Below are 18,135 nucleotides of genomic sequence, written 5' to 3' on the forward strand. Positions count from 1 at the left end.
AGGAAAAGGTGTGTAAATGATTGTTAATAATTTAATTAGCTAAAATTTTTAATAAAATATTTTTCTAAAATTATATAAAATGTAAGGGCATACAAAGTGAAAAATAAGGCGTTTTAGATATATTGGGAAAATTCGGTTTTCAAAAATTATTACAAAAACCCTCTTAAAGGTGTTGACATAAAGGTTTTTATCATATATAATTTTAACTGGTAGGAAGAATGGTTTTCTTAGAGATGACCAAATTTATAAAATTTTTTTATTTTAGGGTCTGGGGCTAAGATTCTAAAATATTTTCATTTCTATTAATTTTTTCTACCAAATTGCAAAGGTTTACATATTAAATTTAAAAACAAGGAGAGAGAAATGAAAAAAATTGGTTTAATTCCAAGAATGTTACTAGGTATCCTTCTTGGTATCCTAATCGGTAGATATTTACCAGAATCAATAGTTAGAATTTTTGTGACATTTTCATCTATCTTTGGTAACTTCCTAGGCTTCATAATCCCACTTATGATCTTAGCATTCGTTACTAAGGGTATAGCAGACCTTGGAGAAGGTGCTGGTAAATTACTAGGTATTACAGTGGCTATTGCTTATTGTTCAACACTTGTAGCAGGTTCTGCATCATACTTTATGTCAAGAGCAATCTTCCCAAACTTTATTAGTGATAGCCAAGTAGCAGCTATCCAAGCAGCAGATGAAATCAAACTCGACCCATATTTCACCGTAGACATAGCACCATTCTTTACAGTAACAAGTGGTATTATCTTCGCCTTTATGCTAGGTATTTGTATTTCATGGTTAAGAAAAAAAGGTTCTGGTCAATACCTCTACGGTGCAGTTGATGAATTTAACCAAATTATTACTCAAGTATTAGCAGTAGCAATAGTTCCAGTTCTTCCATTCTTTATCATGGGTAACTTCGCAAAGATGGCCTTCACAGGCTCTGTATTTGCAGTACTTTCAATATTCTGGAAGATTTTTATCTGCATCATAGCCCTACACCTAATCTACATTACAATAATGTTTTTAGTTGCAGGTTCTTATGCAGGCAAAAACCCATTTGCTATGCTTAAAAACGAGCTAAGAGGTTACTTTACAGCAGTAGGTACCCAATCTTCAGCAGCAACAATTCCAGTAAACTTACAATGTGCTGAGGCAAACGGCGTATCTAAGCCAATTAGAGATTTCGTAATTCCACTAGGAGCTACAGTTCATATGCCAGGTTCTATGATTACAATTACAGGTTGTGTCTTCACAATCCTAACAATGTACAACATGGACCACTCATACGGCCTAATGATCCAACTTATAGGTATCCTAGGCGTAGCAATGGTAGCAGCACCAGGTGCACCAGGTGGCGCAATCATGTCAGCTCTTCCATTCCTACCAATCGTAGGTATTAGCCCAGAGTCTGCAATGGCATCACTTGCTATTTCCCTATACCTAACCCAAGACTCATTTGGTACAGCTGCAAACATCTCAGGTGACACAGCTCTAGCAGTAGCAGTAGATAAATTCTACCACAAAAACATATTAGGCGACAAAGACTGGGTAGCAGATCCAGTTAAATAAAAGTATAATTTTTGTAAATTAGGGGATGTTAAAGCAATATTAATGATAAATTAATAGGCTTAACAGCCCCTTTATAATTTAAAAAGGAGATATTATGGCAGTAAATTCTTCAGTATTTGACATAATGGGACCAATAATGGTCGGCCCATCAAGTTCACATACAGCTGGAGCTTGTAAAATAGGTAATATTGCAAGAAGAATGGTGGATAGGAATTTCAACGAAGTTGATTTTTACCTCCACGGTTCCTTCGCCAAAACCTACAAAGGCCACGGCACAAACAGGGCCCTAGTAGGAGGGGTATTGGGTTTTGAACCAGACGACGACAGGATAATAAATTCCTTCGACTATGCAGATGAACAAGGAATCAAATACGAGTTTTTTGAAACAGACCTCGGAGATGTTCACCCAAACACAGTTAGGATCGTCTTTAAATATCCAGATAGGACACCACTTGAAGTCCAAGGCTCATCCATAGGTGGGGGAGCGATTGTAATCACAAAGATAAACGGCAACGCCATCGAATACAAGGCAACCAAACCAACCCTCTTTATGTCTTATGGCGAACAAAAGGGAGTAATAGCCCATGTATCAGGTATCCTCTTTGAATATGGCTACAACATTCACATGATGAAAACCATTAAAGACGGTAATAATGTAATGCTAGTTTGTGAATTGGACGAACCACTAAAAGAAGGCATCCTTGAAAAAATCAGGGAAGGCAAAGACTTCACCTTCTTGAAATATATAGGATAGGATTAAATATGCTTACTACAATGAAATTATTAAAGGAAAGATGCAAAGAAGAAAATCTTAACCTTTGGCAATTAGCCATAAAAGACGAAATAGAAAATACAGGCAAAACCGAAGATCAAATCTTCGCAAGGCTTCAAAAAACTCTAGACGTAATGAAAGCCTCAGCAAAAAGAGCCCTAGAAGAAGACGTCAGAAGCGTGACAGGCATGACAGGCGGCAACGCAAAGAAGATGCACGAATACTTCCTAGGTGGCAAATCAGTCCTAGGCGACACACCAGCCATGGCTATGGCCTTTGCCCTATCAACATCAGAAGTAAACGCAGCCATGGGCAGGATTGTAGCGGCTCCAACAGCAGGATCAGCAGGTATCATCCCTGCAACAATGATGACCATGCTAAATAAATACGACTACGATGACAGAAAACTTTGCGAAGCCCTACTTGTAGCTACACAAATTGGCCAGGTAATCTTTGATAACGCAACATTTGCAGGTGCAGAAGGCGGATGCCAAGCAGAAACAGGATCAGCATCAGCCATGGCAGCCGCAGCAGTATGCTATCTAAGAGGCTACGATGTAGAAATCCAAGAAAATGCAGCAACAGCAGCACTTTTAAACATCATGGGCCTAATCTGTGACCCAATCGGAGGCATGGTAGAATTTCCATGCAACTTAAGAAATGCCAACGGCATCATGAACGCCTTAGCAAGTGCAGATATGGCCATGGCAGGGGTAGAAATGTTTGTAACATTCGACGAAGCAGTAGAAGCTATGAAAAGAGTAGGAGATAGCCTACCAGAAAGACTCCGTGAAACAGGAGAAGGCGGCATAGCAGTCTGCCCATCATCAATCAAACTAAAAAGAAAATATATAGACAAACTTCCAGAAGAGGAAGAATAAAATAGCTTATAACAAATCGTGCTTGTAGAAGTTGGTAAAACTTCTTCAAGCACGATTTTTTAGTAAAATAAGAGATATTATCAGCAAATATCCTATAATTATAAGAATTTATAAATGATTGAATATAGGTGTAGATAATTACACTTATATACATTAGGCCTAAAAGATTTTTTTCTATTAGTATAGGAAGATAAGGGCTTAGGCAAATAAATCTTGTGGTTTTATACGGCTTTTCAAAAATTCTATATTTATGGACAGATAAGGGAATAAATATAATAACAAGGAGGTCCTATGAGAAGAGATGAAATAGAAAAAATAAATAGGAAAAGAGAGGATTTTCTTAGGGCTATCAAAGAATCTGACATAGACTACATAAAAGAATTTTTTCCTCAGGTTAAGCTTATTTTTACAGGAGAAGAGCTTGGAATCAGCAGCAGGGTAGTCAAGGACACACTTTGAAGTCTTAAAAATATCACTTTATCTTATAATACACTTTATTTTATAACTGCCTTAAGTGGTGGGATGGATCCGCTTATTGGTCACTATATTGCAGAAAAATATGCTATTTTAATAGAATACGTTGATAATGAAGACGACTTATGGAGTATACACGAAGAAATGCTATATAACTATGCTTCTAGGGAAAATAGACTTCATAATAAAAATCTTGATACATTATCTAGAAAGATAAATGCCTATATAGACAATAATTTCATGGAAGATATAAATAATGATAGCTTGGCTCTTCATTTTAATATATCCAAGGAACACATGATGAGGACTTATAAAAAGGAGACGGGTGATACTATAAATAATTATTTAGTTTCAAAAAGAATAGACGAGGCCAAAGAACTTCTTCTCTTATCTGACCTATCTATGACAGAGATAGCTTTCAGAGTTGGTTTTAAAAATTCTCAATATTTTTCTAATTCCTTCAAGAAAAATACAGGTTTTTCTCCAAAAGACTACAGAAAATCAAAATAAAATCATTAATTTATAAAAAACAGTCATTTTATTTGAAGAATTAAGCTGGGAAAACCTATATCATATAGGTATAAGTTTATTATTTAACTAACGATGTAATTAAGGAGGAAAAAATGAAGGTTTTAGGGCCGATAGAAGTAACAGAAAATTCTCATCCATTTTCGTCTATGAAATTTGCACGAAAAGTGATAAATGTAGAAGATTATGGTTTTGTAGAAGAAGAGTATTTTATTTCGGATTTTGCTAATGTATATGACTTTGATGAAGAAAAAGAAAAGGTTTTTAAATATCAGGAAAACATTCCCTACACTACCAGAATCTTAGTAAGAAGACCTCTTGCAAAAGAAGAATTTACTGGCAGGTGCTACATAGATATAATGAATGCTTCTAATAACTATGATATAGAGGACTTGTGGAGAAGATCTTATCTTCATATTATGGAAAATAACCATATGTATATAGGAGTTACATCCAAGCCTACAAATATCCTATCCCTAAAAAATTTTGACCTTGATAGGTATAGGTCCCTATCAATGCCATCAAAAAATCCTGCTCCTCAACCAGCAGTCTTAGATCCTAGGACAGGGTCCATAGATGGTTGTGAAGACGGCCTTATTTGGGATATTCTCTATCAATTAGGAAGAGAAGCCAAGAATAATCCACAAAGTTTCTGTGGTGGTTTAGATGTAAAATATCTATATTTAAGTGGCCAAAGCCAATCAGGTATGTATCTAAACACCTATATCAATTTTATGCACAATTATTATAAGGACCAAGGATACGAGAAAGTATATGATGGCTACCTATCCTTAGCTTCTGGAGGCTTGACAAGGGCCTTAAGACAAGATCCTGAGGAAAAACTAAACTTTGCTATAAGACCTAGCCGTGAAGAAGAAATAGATGTACCAGTAATTACCTTTAATACTGAATGTGATTACTACTTATTTGGGGCAATGGGCGATGGTTTGGTAAAGACAAAAAATGAAAATTCGCCTACTAATAAGAGAAGGTATTACGACATGACAGGGGCAGCCCACACAGATGCAGCGAGTCCTCTAGTACCAACCAATGATGAGATTGAAAAAACTAAGTGCCCACCAAGGATTTTAGATAATGAATATGATTTTAGGTTAAATGATTTGAAGTTTGACTATTATATCAATGCCATGCTTGATAGGCTCCATGAATGGGCGCAAGGAAAAAATCCACCACAAATAATAGATTCAATCGACTTTGACAAGAAGGATGAATATGGACACCAGCTTGGAGGTTTAAGGTCTGTTTATTTGATAGTACCAAAGGCATCTTACCAAGCTTGTGACTTCCCTGGATCAACAAATGGAAAGATGGAATTTTTCTCTAAGGAAAAAATGCAAGAAATTTATGGAAGCTTCGAAAATTATTTAGAAAAATTTAAAGAAGTAGCCAAAGCCCAAGTTAAGGAAGGTCTTTTAACAGAAAATGATGCACAAAGAGCTATTGACTGGGCAGAAAATGTAAATGAGTAAGAAGAGGAGAACTTATGAAAACAAGAGAATTTAGACCTTTTAGTAAAAAGGATCAGATAGGATATATAGCAGGAGATATGGCGGGTTCCTTTGTAAACCTAACCATGGATGCTTTCTTCCTAGTATTTTGTACTTATGTATTAAAGGTAGACCCGAAATTCATGTCAGGTCTATTCCTATTTGCTAGACTTTTTGATGCAATCAACGACCCAATTATAGGATCTTTGCCAGATAGGTTTTCTATCGGAAAGAGCGGAGATAAATTTAAACCTTTTATTAAAATCGCCATGTGGCCACTAGCTATATCCATTCTTTTAGGATTTTTTGATGTTACAAGATTAGGATTTTCTACAACAGCAACCCATATTTGGGTAGCCTTTACCTATATTCTTTATGGAATGAGCTATACAGGTACATCCATGCCATTTGGAGCCATGGCTACAGTAGTAACTCTTGACCCAACAGAAAGATCAAAGCTATCTGTAGCTAGAGCTATCGGTGGAATGGCAATCGGATATGGATTTTTATCTATAATACCAATGTTTATTTGGGATGCCAACAAGAACCCTAACCCAAACGGTTATATGACAGTAGCAATAATAGCAGCCCTAGGTTGTATAATTTTCTACTACATACTTTGTTCCCTAACCCAAGAAAGATATGCCCACCTAGCCCACAAGGCAAGTGATGGAAAAAGCGATTATTCATTCAAAGATGTAATAGGCCAAGCCTTCAAAAATAGAGCGATGATCGGCATCATGTTTGCTTCAATCGGATCATTAATTTATATAACAGGAAACTCTCAATTTGGTGGTTTTATCTTTAAGGAATTCTACCAAGCACCAAAGATGCAATCAGTTGCCATGTATGTTCAATTACCAGTAACAATTGCAATGTTCTTCATAGTGCCAAAGATGCAAGCGAAATTTGGAAAGAGAAATCTCCTTTTAGCCATGCTTACATGGAACTTTGCCCTATCTCTATTTATATTTTTAAAACCACTTGAAAATGTAATGGCCTACATCATCCTTAACGCCCTAGCCAATCTTGGTCAGGTTACCTTCATAATGGTAGTTTGGGCCTTTGTTGCAGATGCTATCGACTATCACGAATATAAATTTAATTCTAGAAATGATGGAACCCTTTATTCTATCTACACCTTTGCTAGAAAAATCGGTTCAACCCTTGCAAGTTTCGGAGCAACAGCTGCCCTTGCTGCCATAGGTTTTATTGCTACAGCTGAAACTCAAAGTCCAGAAACTATATCCGCAATCAGGTACCTAGGTACATCTATACCTTTAATTGCCTCTATAATAGAGATAATCGGAATGAAGTTTATCTGGAATTTGACCAGAGAAGACTCTGAAGAGATTACAAAAGCCTTAAGAGAGGCAGAATGAGAAAAATAGATATCCATGTCCATACTTCTAAGGACCCTGGCCACACGATAAATGGCCAAGAACTAATAAACAAAGACCAAATGCTAGAATCAATGGAGAAAAGGGGGATAGATAAATCTGTTCTCATGTCCTCCTCAGCTAAGAAATCGGATTTGCTATCAAATGATGAACTTAGACAAATTTGCCAAGAGTCTGATAGATTCTACTATATGTCTATGGTTGATTTTGAACAAGATATTAACAAACAGCTAGAAAGAGAAAAGGATCTAGGCTCGATTGGCATAGGAGAACTTGTTTATAACAAAGCCTTCAATAGTCCTGAAATTTTCAAAGTTTTAGAAGAGGCTGAAAAATTAAAAATGCCAGTTTTATTTCACATGAGTCCACAAATTGGCAAATACTATGGAGTTTATGATTTAAAAGGCCTGCCTTACCTGGAAGAAGCCCTTAAAAGATTTGAAAATCTAATCTTTATAGGCCATTCTCAAGCCTTTTGGTGTGAGATTTCTAAGTATGACGACAAAGACCCAGCCTACAGAGATTCTTATCCAAAAGGGCCAGTTGAAGAAGGTAGGATAGGTGGGCTTATGAGAAAATACCAAAATCTCTATGCAGACTTATCTGCTAACAGTGGAGCTAATGCTATCATGAGAGATAAAGATTATGGTATATCTTTTATCAAAGAATTTTCAGACAGGTTATTTTTTGGAACAGACACCTTTAATAAGGACCAAGAATTCCCACTTGATTCTTACCTTGAAAAGCTAGGTCAAGAAGGATTAATAGATAAAGAAGATTTGGAAAAAATTTATTATAAAAATTTTGAAAGAGTTTTTAAAATTAATGAATAATAAGGGACTTATGGAAGTCTTAGGAAAGAAAAAGGGGCTGTTGCAGAAGTTCCAATATAGAGAAAAGACGAGGAAACTAAATAACCTCGTCTTTTTTATGGTCTATTTTTCTAACATTTTTAAATGTTCTTTGGCAAGCCTAATATATTCTTCCATCACTTTTATTCTTGCGTATTTCTTTTGGTTTGAGCCCACTATTATCCATGGGGCGTAGGCTAGGTTGGTTCTTTCTAGCATTTCGTCCATGGCTTCGGTGTAGGCGTCCCATTTTTTGCGGTTGCGCCAGTCTTCGTCGGTGATTTTGTATTGTTTGTCTGGGTTTCTTTGTCTGTCTTTGAAGCGTTTAAGCTGTTTATCTTCATCAATTGTTACGAAAAATTTGATGATAAGGCTGCCGTGGTCGTAGATTTCTTTTTCCATGTTGGCAATTTCTCCGTAGGCCCTGTCCCATTCGTTGACTTTGGCGAAGCCTTCGACCCTTTCGACCATGACCCTTCCGTACCAGGAGCGGGAGAAGATGCTAACGTAGCCGTCTTTTGGAAGTTTGGTGTAAAATCTCCAGAGATAATTTCTGTCGAGTTCCTCCTTGGATGGGGCGGAAATCCCGTAGACTGTATAAAGTCTTGGGTCAACGTCCTTGATTAACCTCTCGATGGCTCCGTCCTTGCCAGCTGCGTCCACTCCTTCAAAGACTAAGACTTGGCTGATGCCCTTTTCATAATATTTATACATCAACTCAGCCACTTCTTTTTGAAGTTTATCTTTCTTTTTCTGGTAGTCTTCCTCGGAAATTTCCTTTGAAAGATCCAAGTTTTTGAGAATTGATTTTTCCTTTACATAGGTTCTTTCGGTATTTTCATTTTCTTTTCTCTGCCTAATTACTCTTTCAAGGCCTTGGCTTAGCCTGTCTATAGCTATTCCCAAGGCTTCTTTGGAGGCGGCTTTCCTGTCGTTGGAGTCGATTATATCCCAAGGGGCATAAGGGAAATCTGTGGCTTCTAGTAGTTTTTTGAAATGTTTTTGATAGGCCTCATAGTCTTTTTCTTGGTCCTTATCAAGGCCGTCTATATAAAAATCTTTTTTAACAGAATCCTTAAGGTCTTTAATTCTAGCCTTTTGCACGTCCTTATCGACATTTAAGAAAAATTTGATGATAATTGTTTGATCGTCAAAAAGGGCCTTTTCTGTATTTTTGATTGAAGAAATCCTAGCCTCGATTTCCTTATCGGAAAGCTTTAGATTTTCAAAAAGTTTGTAGTAAAAAGACCTGTCAAAAATCTTTATATTGCCCTTTTTAGGTACATTTACCCAAAATTTCCTGATGAAAGGATAGGAATCATCCCAAGCATCGTCCTTGTCAGGCGCAGCCACGTCAAAATTTTTGGCGGCAAATTCTCTAGTCAAATCCTTGATCACATAGCCCCTGCCCGAAGATTCCCAGCCGTCAACGATTATTAATATTGGAATATTAAGGTCAGAGCAAATCCTAGCCATTCTGCCCAGCCTCTCTGCCAATTCTGACCTCTTAAAATCTTGAAATTCTAGCTTCCTATTTGTAGAAATAATATTAGCCATAAACGCCATCCTTTCCTATCTTTAATCTATTTTTACCCCCAAAATCAAGATTCCAACAAAAAAAGAGACCTAAGTCTCTTAAAGTTTTTTGAAAAGATCCTTAATTTCACCGAAAACCTGGCCACTTTCTTCAAGGTCAGGGTGGGTGATGGCAAAGCCGTGACCCAGTGGATGGGAATCAGTTTTTTTGAAATCTAGGAAGATATTTTTAATATTTTTATCATCTAGGAAATTTTTTATAGACAGAGCCTGGTCCCTGATAAAGTCTTCCTCGCTAGTTGTAATGATGGTTGGCAGCAAAATTGTATCTGTAAGAGCCTTTAAAATGTCATCTGTAAAAGGGATTTGCTTTTCATTTAGGCCGCGTCTTGCAGGTTCATTTATGAGAGAAAGAGAACCAGATTTTAAAAGGCCTATCATAGGAGAAATCAAAGCCATTCCTGAAATTGCAATGTCTTTAGCCTTGATGTCAAAAATTTCCCTGAAATTTTCATCCTTCATAAGGGCATAAGCTCCCAGAGTCAAAAAAGAACCAGCCGAATCAGAAGTCAGAAAAATTTTTTCGGGATTTAGATTTAATTTGTAAGCATTGTCGTAAATATAGGCAATTCCGTCAAGGACATCCTTGATTTGGTCCCTAAAAGTCACATCAGGCAAAAGCCTGTAGTTTATATTGGCAACATTAAAACCAAACTTAGCCATATAAACACAAGCCTGTTTGCAAATTTCCTTAGTCCCATAAACAAGCCCACCACCGTGGACATTAACCACAGTAGGAAGGAGATTTCCGGAAGAATTGCCATAATAAATATCAAAATTATGGTACAAATCCCCATCATCCTTATAGGAAAGGTCAGAAAGGATTTTGACCCCATCAGTAGAATAAGAAGCATTCGCCAGACGCTTACGGTCATTTTTATTCAACATTTCAATAATATCACTAAGACCCAAATTAGGATACAGGTCCGAATTTTTTTCAATCATAATCCCTCCAAAAACTCTATAATTTAGTGTACCACAAATACGTTGGAGAGCTCAAGGGAATAATAATTATTATTTTTAATACTTCAGGAGACCAAGAGTTGGCTACAATATATATTTAAAAAATAAGTTTACAAGATCTTCATAATTATCAATTGCTTCTAAGTCTCCATTATTTAATACTAGATTTATTATTTTGAAAAATTCTTTCATAGAATATTTGCTATAATCATCAGCTCTAGCAGCTATAACAAAAATATATTGAACTTTGTCTACCTTCCATTTGATTGGTTTTCTAAGTTTAATGAATGATAGGGAACTATTTTTTATATATTTCTGATTGCCGTGGACTAAAGCAAATTTCTTGCCAATCTCGGTTGACTCAAGTTCTTCTCTTTTTAAAAGAGATTCAAAATAATTTTCATTAACCAGACCTTTTTCTAAAAGTACATCTGCAATATATTTTAGAACATCATATTTGTTATCAATATCTAAATTAAAACTAGAGGTATCCTTATTTAAGATATTTATGAACTTATTCTCTATATATACATCTTTTTTCAAATCTCTTACATCAAAGCTATTATCATTGCTGATTGGTATTTTAAAATAATCTACTGCTCCTAGATCAATAGTTGAAAATACTAGATAGTCGTTAAAGTCTTGGTTTATAAACTCTCTATAGGTTAAAATTTTTTCAAAGTCAATCCAGTTAAGATTTGATTCTAAGACTGTTTTTAAATATTGGTTAAGTCCGCTTCTGAAATCTGAAACGATAACTGCTTTTTGTTTTTGGACACTGTCTTTCTCAAAACTTAGTATGTATATAACAATATAAGCAATTTCATAGAGTGGGATGTTGATATTATATAAATCGTAGAAATCCTCAGCTACATTCATAATTTCATTGAAATAAAACGCTTGTTTTTTTATGATATCATCGTAAACTGGGTTATCTATTTTTTCTCCCTTTTTTATCCTCGAAAACATTAGAAGAAGGTGTTTGCGGATTAATTCTTCTTTTTCTTTCGAATCGAATAAATAGTTATTATTAGCGTAGGAGAGATGGTCTTTGAGAAGGTTTATAAAATTATTAGCATTTATAATTATTTTTTCGTCGTAAATAAAATAAGAACTTAAATCTATTTTCTTAAATACTCCTATTAAGTAGTTAGCTATCTGATTTTTGTTTAACACTATGTAATGAAGCTTCATAAGGTTGAACATGCTTGTTGCATAATGCTGATAGTGTGAATCCCTAAGCTTTTCCGAATTATCCAAGTTTTTATTTATTATATAATAGATATGCGCCTTTAATAATCTGTGAATTTTCTTATCGATATTATATTTTATAGAAAAAACATAAATTATTGAATTTATCTTATCTATATCAATTTTATCCAGTATCTTTTGAAATAGTTTGTCAAATGTTTCATCATTAGGGGACTTAATAAGTACATCTCTAAGCAAGTCATACTTATTTGAGAATTTATCTTCTATAACAATTCCTATTTTTTCTCTGATATCCAAATCTATCTTATAGGAAGCAAAAATATTTTTTATTTCGAGCAAATACTTGTTTGCAGAGTAATAAGATAGGTAGTAAGAGGACATGATAGACGATATAGTTTTTAAATTATCATTTAGTAGGTCGATAATTATTAGGTTTAGAGTCTGGTCATATTCACTATTAGTGAACATTTCAAGCTTTATACCTTCTCCATACTTTTTGTGAATTTTATATGAAATTGACTTATTTCTAAAATGTTCCTCTATCCTATCTAAGCAATTATAAATTGTTCTTCTTGACAAGTTTGTTGAATCACAGATTTCATCTATGCTTATATATGATTTTTGTTTTTTTAAAAAATCTAATAAGATTTCATCGTTGTGATTCAATATTAACTCCTAGTTAAGTTTGAGATTTGCTAAGTCGCTTGCTTTAATTACATTGGTTCTTTCTAGTTCTGTCAGCTCGTCTGCCAAGAAAGTGTTGTAAGTTTTACCTTTGATTTTATATTCTTCTTCCTTGTCTATATTAGGATTGTACAATCTCAACAATAATTTGTCGCCATATTCTTCTTTTTTGAGTGTTGAGAAAATTACATTACCTTCGACTTCTAATAAGGAATAATCCTTATCTAATGCTTTGTGGTCCTTAGGAATTACAAAATTATTAGTATTATCTAGGATTTCTCCGGCTTGATATGCAAAAGGTTTGTTTAGTGCGTCATGGGCAAACTTGTGCATGTCGTAGTAGTTTTTATCACAATCTCTAATATAAAAATTTGTTTTGATAGTTTTGCTCATCATTTCGTGACCTAATTCTTTTTTATATACACCAGATGCACGACCAGGTCTATCATTAAGATTTTCTTTTCCTAGATATGGTATTGATCTAAAAGTTGTAAGAGCTATTTTTGAATGATCTAGGATTTCGTACTCCCTAACACCATCACTTACAACTTGCACAGTCTTATCAGAATCTAAACCAGCAAAAGAAATCATTGGCTCGATTCCTCTTGGCTTTTCATCCCATTTTTCATCTTTCCAATTAGAGTATTTGTTATAATCAACTTCTCTTATTATTGTAGAAAATTGATTGTCAGATAAAGAATAGTCAGAAGAAATCTTGCTTGCCACTACTAACCTATCTCTGTGCTCATGGATTTGGTTTGTAGTTTCTTGGCTTACTTCAATAAATTTCTTTCCTTTGTATAAGGTAATATCTATTTTAGAAACTAAATTAGCATTCAAAATGCCTTTTTCTCTATCTTTGAGATTAGATGGTAGGATTCTTTTGAGATTAAAAGATAATTTTTCAAAGAAAATGTTCTTTTCAACCCTAACATTATCTACAGTACCTTCGTTTATATACAAATCTTTGCTTGGACTTGAATAATCGTAAGAATCTCCTTCGTCACCGTTATTTTCTAGATAAATTTCTGATATATTACTATCTCCAACCACCTTGATATGGCCATTATCCTCTAATACTATTTTATAGAATTCATTTTCTATATAATCGCAGGAAGTTTTCTTTATTTCGCATTCCTTTAACTCTTTAGATTCAATTATATCATAAGTTTGATAACCCATTGGAAGAAATGAATCGAAAATTAGAACTTCAAACTTATTTAATCTGTTATAATTATTAAGATTTGAAGATTCTTCATTATTGACTCCTATTTCTTTTTGAGATTTTTTAAGGTCATCAGTAAAATCTTCTCTAGATAAGATTAGATAGTCTATATTCTTGCCATCTCTTTTAATTTCAAAATTTTCAAAAGGTACAAGGATTTCAAACTTAATGAAGTCATCCCTCTTATTTGGAGAAAGGTTATAGGCTTGGAATGAGAAATCTTTTGGCTGTATCCTATCACCAATTCTCCTACAGATTAAATCAATAAGGTTAGAAGCATAGTCATAAGCTATATCGTAGCGATTTTCTATAAATTTATTTGTAAGGTCTGAATTGCACATTCCTATTGAATCGTGGGCAGAATTATCAAGCATAAGTCTCCAAATTTTCTCGATGATTTCTGATTCATACCTTAATCCTAAATTATAAGCTAAACTCATAAGTGGCTCTAGTTTGTGAGAAATGAGTCTTTCTAAGAAGTTATTTTTATTTTTAAGATCTGCTCTTGTTGAGAAAATAGACTTGTGAGTTCTAGAAAATTGCCCAAAGGTAAATTCGCCGGAATATTCTTTCAAGTTGTCTTTGTTAGCCTCAAATAATTCGTCTAGAGAATCTTCTAATGAAGCGATTTTTATATCCATACCTGAAGCTTCATTTAATTTTTGAAGATTTTTTCTTACAGGTTTTTGATCTTCTCCATTAAATAAGATATATGGTTCTCTATTACCAAATTTTTCAAGTTTAGAAATTAATTCATTAAAATATTCTTCATTAGCATCGTTTGGAGGATATGCCATTACGCCATAGTGATAGATGTTAAAAGATTTTATTTTATCACCACTATTAGATTTCCAGATAAACTCCCTGTCTTTAAGAAGATGATCTGCAATTCCCCTCCTGAAAACCGCATATTTTAAATTAAACTGATTGAATAGCATTGGTAATTGGGCACTCATACCAAAGCTATCAGGAAGGTATCCGATTTTTTGATATCCACCATATTTACTAGAATCTTTTATACCATAAAGAAGGTTTCTTAATATACTTTCTCCTGAAATTACAAGGGTATCAGTTTGAGTGTACCAAGGGCCTGTAATTAGTCTTTTTTCTTTAACAAGTTTTTTTACTAATTCTTCTTTTTCGGGACGGAATTTTAGGTAATCATCTATTATAGATGTTTGTCCATCCAGTAAAAAAGAATGAAATTCTTGATTTTCATCAAGAAAATCAAGAATTTCATCAAAAACAAATGTTGAATAAATCTCAGACCTTTGAGATGTAAAATACCATTCTCTATCCCAATGGGTATGAGCTATAACATTTACTTTATTCATAGTTTACCTCAGGTAATTTACCATTTTTAATTTGGTTGTTTCTGTATAGTATATTTATAACGGCTATAAATAGGGAACCGATTAATATACCACCGACATATTGTAGGATACCTGATACTAAAGGCCATGCCCAGATTGCTGATTCTGGGAACCATTGAACAGCTCCAGTAACAACTGCAAATAGAGATCCAATTACTGAACCGATTACGTAAAGAGGAACTGTAAATGCTGGGTTTTCAAGAGCAAATGGAATAGCACCTTCACTTATTCCCATGAATGCTAAGAAAATTGAAGTTTTACCAGCTTCTTTAAATTGTCTATCATAAACTCTTCTACCTACTATATATTTATCAAGTATTGTTGATAAGCCAAGACCAATAGAAGGAGTAACGATTGCTATAACTCTAGCTGTAATAGGCATTACTTTATCAACTGTAAATCCAGTTGCAACAAATCCTGCCGCTTTATTTACAGCGCCACCTAAGTCAAAGGCTGTAAATATAGATAGAAGTATTGAGTAAACTATTTGTCCACTTTTTCCTGCAGATTCAAGTAAGTTTTTAACTTGACCATTTAAGAATGCACCAAATGGAGTTATAACGTATAGCATTAGTATCATTGTTGTAAGTATACCAATTAATGGGATAAGGAATGTTGTTTTAAAAGCCATCCAATTGTGACTTACTTTGATTTTTTCATTTAATAACTTTATAAAGTAACCTATAATGAAAGCTATTAATAAACCACCTAAAAATCCAGAAGGTGCAGGGGTAGCTCCTTCAAAAACTCCCTCGGTTAAAACTAGTCGTTCTATTGGCTTGTTCGCAACTATACCACCCATAAAACCACATATTAATGCGGTCTTACCACCAATTGAGTTAGCGGTGAATGCAGCGAAAATTGGAATTGCAAAACCAAATAGGGTAAATCCAAATTTTGACAATACATCAGCTAAGTTGAGCATTGTAAGAGAAGTTCCAGTAAAATTACCCGAATTCATAGCATCAACAATTGAAACTGAAGGATCTATTTTTAAAAATACATAAGGAATAAGCTGTGATATAGCACCTAAAAGTCCTCCCATGATTAAAACAGGAATCATATAGGAAATACCAGTCATCAAGTGTTTTTGTACCTCGGTAAATTTTGAATTTGAGGTTTTCATGTTGGTATTAATATTTTTTGGACTGATATTATCTGATCCGATTTTTCTTTTTGTAATTGCCATAATAATCCTCCTAGCTATTTAAGTCGTCTTCTATTTCTTGGATGATACCATCAGGATTTTTGATTGCTTCAGCCAAACTTACTTCATAAACCTCATAACCTTCAAACCTCTCCATATTTTGAGGAGTGATAGCTGTTGATAATAAAATAATATCAGCTTCTGCTAGGTCTTCAGCTGTGAGTTCATTTTGGATGCCATCAGATCCTTGGGTTTCTATTTTGCATTCATAACCTTTTTTTTCGGCAGCTTTTTGTATAGCTTCCGCAGCCATAAATGTATGAGCTAAACCCATAGTGCAAGCACATAAACCAACAAATTTCTTCATATTATTCTCCTAATTCTTGTATTTTCTCAAATACTTCATCTTCAGATGCGTTTAGGCAAAAATCTCTAAATTCTGCATCTACAAGTTTTCTGCTGAGATTAGCAAGTAGAGAAATGTGAACATCTCCGTCTTTGCTAAATAGAGCAATAACAACCTTAACCATAGAGCCATCCCAATCAATTTCATCTTTAAGTCTTAAAAAAATTAAGGAAGTCTCCAAGACATTGCTACTTTTTGCATGGGGAATAGCAAAAGGTGGGAGCAAGGCTGTGCTCATGATCTCTTCTCTCTTAACTAATTCATCTTTGATGGACTTCTTATCAGAAATTAGACCAGTCTTAAAAGCTTGGTCAACCAAGAAATCAAAACACTCGTCCTGACTTTTGAGGTCTACATCAAAGATAGCGTTTTCACGATACATAACAATCATCTCCTTTATTGAATTATAACCAAAAATGTAAAGAAATATTCATAAATTTTTTCACAATTACTTGCACATTTTCGAATTATTAATTATTGGATGCATAATTAATAAAATATCGCATGGGCTTTTTTTATCTTTATTCTAAAATATATAAATTTTTCAAATAATAGAGTAAATATTTTTGTAAATGGGGAGATTTCCCCCCATCTGCCTCTAATATATCTAGTAATTTTGCTAATTTTTTCATATTTAGGTACGCAAATGTTAGCGGTGTATCATACTCATTTTAGCTCTGCCTATCATGTTGGTATATCTGTAGCTATGGTATTCTTTTGCACTTCCGAATTGTCTTTCTATTGTTTCTTTTCTTTGCTTGTATTCGGTTTTTCCTGATTTGGTTAATCTGTACTATTCGCAATAGTCTATGTATTCTTGCCGAATATGTCTAATTATTACTTTTACTTTGCTTTTACTCTTTGTACACTTACTTAAAGATGGACAGTTTTCACATAAACTCTTTTTGCTTTTATATATTCTGTAGCCTTCTCTATTTGTTGTTGAGTAGAGGAGTATTTTGTTTTCTGAATATATGTAGCAGTCGTTTGTTTGGTCATATTTGTATTGTTTTGGATAGAATGATTCTTTATCGTTTCTTCTTCCTTTTGGTTTTATGTATGGTAATACCGGCATTATTCCTTTATCTACTAGTTCTTTTGCTATCGATGGTATTTTGTATCCTGCATCAATTACTATTTTTTCTGGTTGGTATTTTTCTAATTTTTCATTGAAGAATGATGGGAAGGTTGTGGAGTCGTGTAGGTTTGCTGGGTAGGCTTTGTATCCTAATATCCATCCATTTTTATCACATGATGTTTGTATTGAGTAGGCGTATGCTTCTTTGTGATTTCCTTTATGGAATAGTCCACTTACTGAATCTGTTGTTGATTGGATGATTTCTTTTTTCTTCTAGTATTTCACCTTCTGGGTAATCAAAGTCATATTTGCCATTGTTGTTTCTATCTTCATTTACTTCTTTTTCTAGTTTTCTTTGATATGATTTTACTTTTTTCTTTATTTTTACTTTTTGGTTTTTATGTCTGTTGGCGTGGGCTTTTACATGGGTTGAGTCTACAAATTGTATTTTTGTGTCTACAA

Annotated in this window: 16 protein-coding genes and 1 pseudogene; 8 read left to right on the forward strand and 9 right to left on the reverse strand. The window is 34.1% G+C overall.

Annotated elements, in window-relative coordinates:
- Positions 1-363 precede the first annotated feature (363 nt).
- The 8 genes from K8P03_RS04270 to K8P03_RS04305 all read left to right on the forward strand — a co-directional run bounded on the left by K8P03_RS04270 (position 364) and on the right by K8P03_RS04305 (position 7,971).
- Positions 364-1,575: a dicarboxylate/amino acid:cation symporter gene (locus tag K8P03_RS04270; RefSeq protein ID WP_223418609.1), complete on the forward strand. Its 1,212-nt coding sequence runs from the start codon at positions 364-366 to the stop codon at positions 1,573-1,575.
- Between the two features lie 94 nt (positions 1,576-1,669).
- Positions 1,670-2,329 (forward strand): L-serine ammonia-lyase, iron-sulfur-dependent subunit beta, encoded by a 660-nt coding sequence (sdaAB, locus tag K8P03_RS04275; protein ID WP_223418612.1) that lies wholly within the window; start codon positions 1,670-1,672, stop codon positions 2,327-2,329.
- Between the two features lie 8 nt (positions 2,330-2,337).
- A complete protein-coding gene (gene sdaAA, locus K8P03_RS04280) occupies positions 2,338-3,228 on the forward strand; it encodes an L-serine ammonia-lyase, iron-sulfur-dependent, subunit alpha (protein WP_223418614.1) in 891 nt (296 codons plus the stop codon).
- A 291-nt stretch (positions 3,229-3,519) separates the two neighbouring features.
- Positions 3,520-3,687 carry a hypothetical protein gene (locus K8P03_RS04285; protein WP_223418616.1) on the forward strand — a complete coding sequence of 56 codons (168 nt, stop codon included), beginning with the start codon at positions 3,520-3,522 and terminating at the stop codon, positions 3,685-3,687.
- A 63-nt stretch (positions 3,688-3,750) separates the two neighbouring features.
- Positions 3,751-4,212 (forward strand): helix-turn-helix domain-containing protein, encoded by a 462-nt coding sequence (locus tag K8P03_RS04290; RefSeq protein ID WP_223418618.1) that lies wholly within the window; start codon positions 3,751-3,753, stop codon positions 4,210-4,212.
- A 113-nt stretch (positions 4,213-4,325) separates the two neighbouring features.
- Positions 4,326-5,720, forward strand: coding sequence for an alpha/beta hydrolase domain-containing protein (locus K8P03_RS04295; protein ID WP_223418621.1), 1,395 nt, complete (start codon positions 4,326-4,328; stop codon positions 5,718-5,720).
- A 14-nt stretch (positions 5,721-5,734) separates the two neighbouring features.
- The gene (locus K8P03_RS04300; protein ID WP_223418624.1) at positions 5,735-7,120 is read left to right on the forward strand and encodes an MFS transporter; all 1,386 of its coding nucleotides are present in this window, start codon (positions 5,735-5,737) and stop codon (positions 7,118-7,120) included.
- Positions 7,117-7,971: an amidohydrolase family protein gene (locus K8P03_RS04305; protein WP_223418627.1), complete on the forward strand. Its 855-nt coding sequence runs from the start codon at positions 7,117-7,119 to the stop codon at positions 7,969-7,971. Before K8P03_RS04300 ends, K8P03_RS04305 begins: the two co-directional genes overlap by 4 nt.
- A gap of 102 nt (positions 7,972-8,073) precedes the next feature.
- Here the strand turns inward: K8P03_RS04305 and K8P03_RS04310 are convergent, their stop codons facing one another.
- The 9 genes and pseudogenes from K8P03_RS04310 to K8P03_RS11300 form a co-directional block, all read right to left on the reverse strand.
- Entirely contained in the window at positions 8,074-9,546 is a 1,473-nt protein-coding gene (locus K8P03_RS04310) for a hypothetical protein (RefSeq protein WP_223418629.1), read from the reverse strand.
- A 78-nt stretch (positions 9,547-9,624) separates the two neighbouring features.
- Positions 9,625-10,530 carry an alpha/beta hydrolase gene (locus K8P03_RS04315; protein WP_223418633.1) on the reverse strand — a complete coding sequence of 302 codons (906 nt, stop codon included), beginning with the start codon at positions 10,528-10,530 and terminating at the stop codon, positions 9,625-9,627.
- Between the two features lie 102 nt (positions 10,531-10,632).
- Positions 10,633-12,426 carry a BglG family transcription antiterminator gene (locus tag K8P03_RS04320; protein ID WP_223418635.1) on the reverse strand — a complete coding sequence of 598 codons (1,794 nt, stop codon included), beginning with the start codon at positions 12,424-12,426 and terminating at the stop codon, positions 10,633-10,635.
- Positions 12,427-12,435: 9 nt separating this feature from the next.
- Positions 12,436-15,003 carry a glycoside hydrolase family 38 N-terminal domain-containing protein gene (locus tag K8P03_RS04325; RefSeq protein WP_223418637.1) on the reverse strand — a complete coding sequence of 856 codons (2,568 nt, stop codon included), beginning with the start codon at positions 15,001-15,003 and terminating at the stop codon, positions 12,436-12,438.
- Positions 14,996-16,231 (reverse strand): PTS fructose transporter subunit IIC, encoded by a 1,236-nt coding sequence (locus K8P03_RS04330; protein WP_223418639.1) that lies wholly within the window; start codon positions 16,229-16,231, stop codon positions 14,996-14,998. The genes K8P03_RS04325 and K8P03_RS04330 overlap by 8 nt, the downstream gene beginning before the upstream one ends.
- 10 nt (positions 16,232-16,241) lie before the next feature.
- Entirely contained in the window at positions 16,242-16,556 is a 315-nt protein-coding gene (locus K8P03_RS04335) for a PTS fructose transporter subunit IIB (RefSeq protein ID WP_223418641.1), read from the reverse strand.
- A 1-nt stretch (position 16,557) separates the two neighbouring features.
- Positions 16,558-16,977: a PTS sugar transporter subunit IIA gene (locus tag K8P03_RS04340; protein ID WP_223418644.1), complete on the reverse strand. Its 420-nt coding sequence runs from the start codon at positions 16,975-16,977 to the stop codon at positions 16,558-16,560.
- 267 nt (positions 16,978-17,244) lie between these two features.
- Positions 17,245-17,370, reverse strand: a pseudogene (locus tag K8P03_RS11295) (transposase); the annotation flags it as partial.
- A gap of 18 nt (positions 17,371-17,388) precedes the next feature.
- A complete protein-coding gene (locus K8P03_RS11300; RefSeq protein ID WP_396020903.1) occupies positions 17,389-17,934 on the reverse strand; it encodes a transposase in 546 nt (181 codons plus the stop codon).
- Positions 17,935-18,135 lie beyond the last annotated feature (201 nt).

The organism is Anaerococcus murdochii, from assembly GCF_019957155.1.
Classification (GTDB): domain Bacteria; phylum Bacillota; class Clostridia; order Tissierellales; family Peptoniphilaceae; genus Anaerococcus; species Anaerococcus murdochii.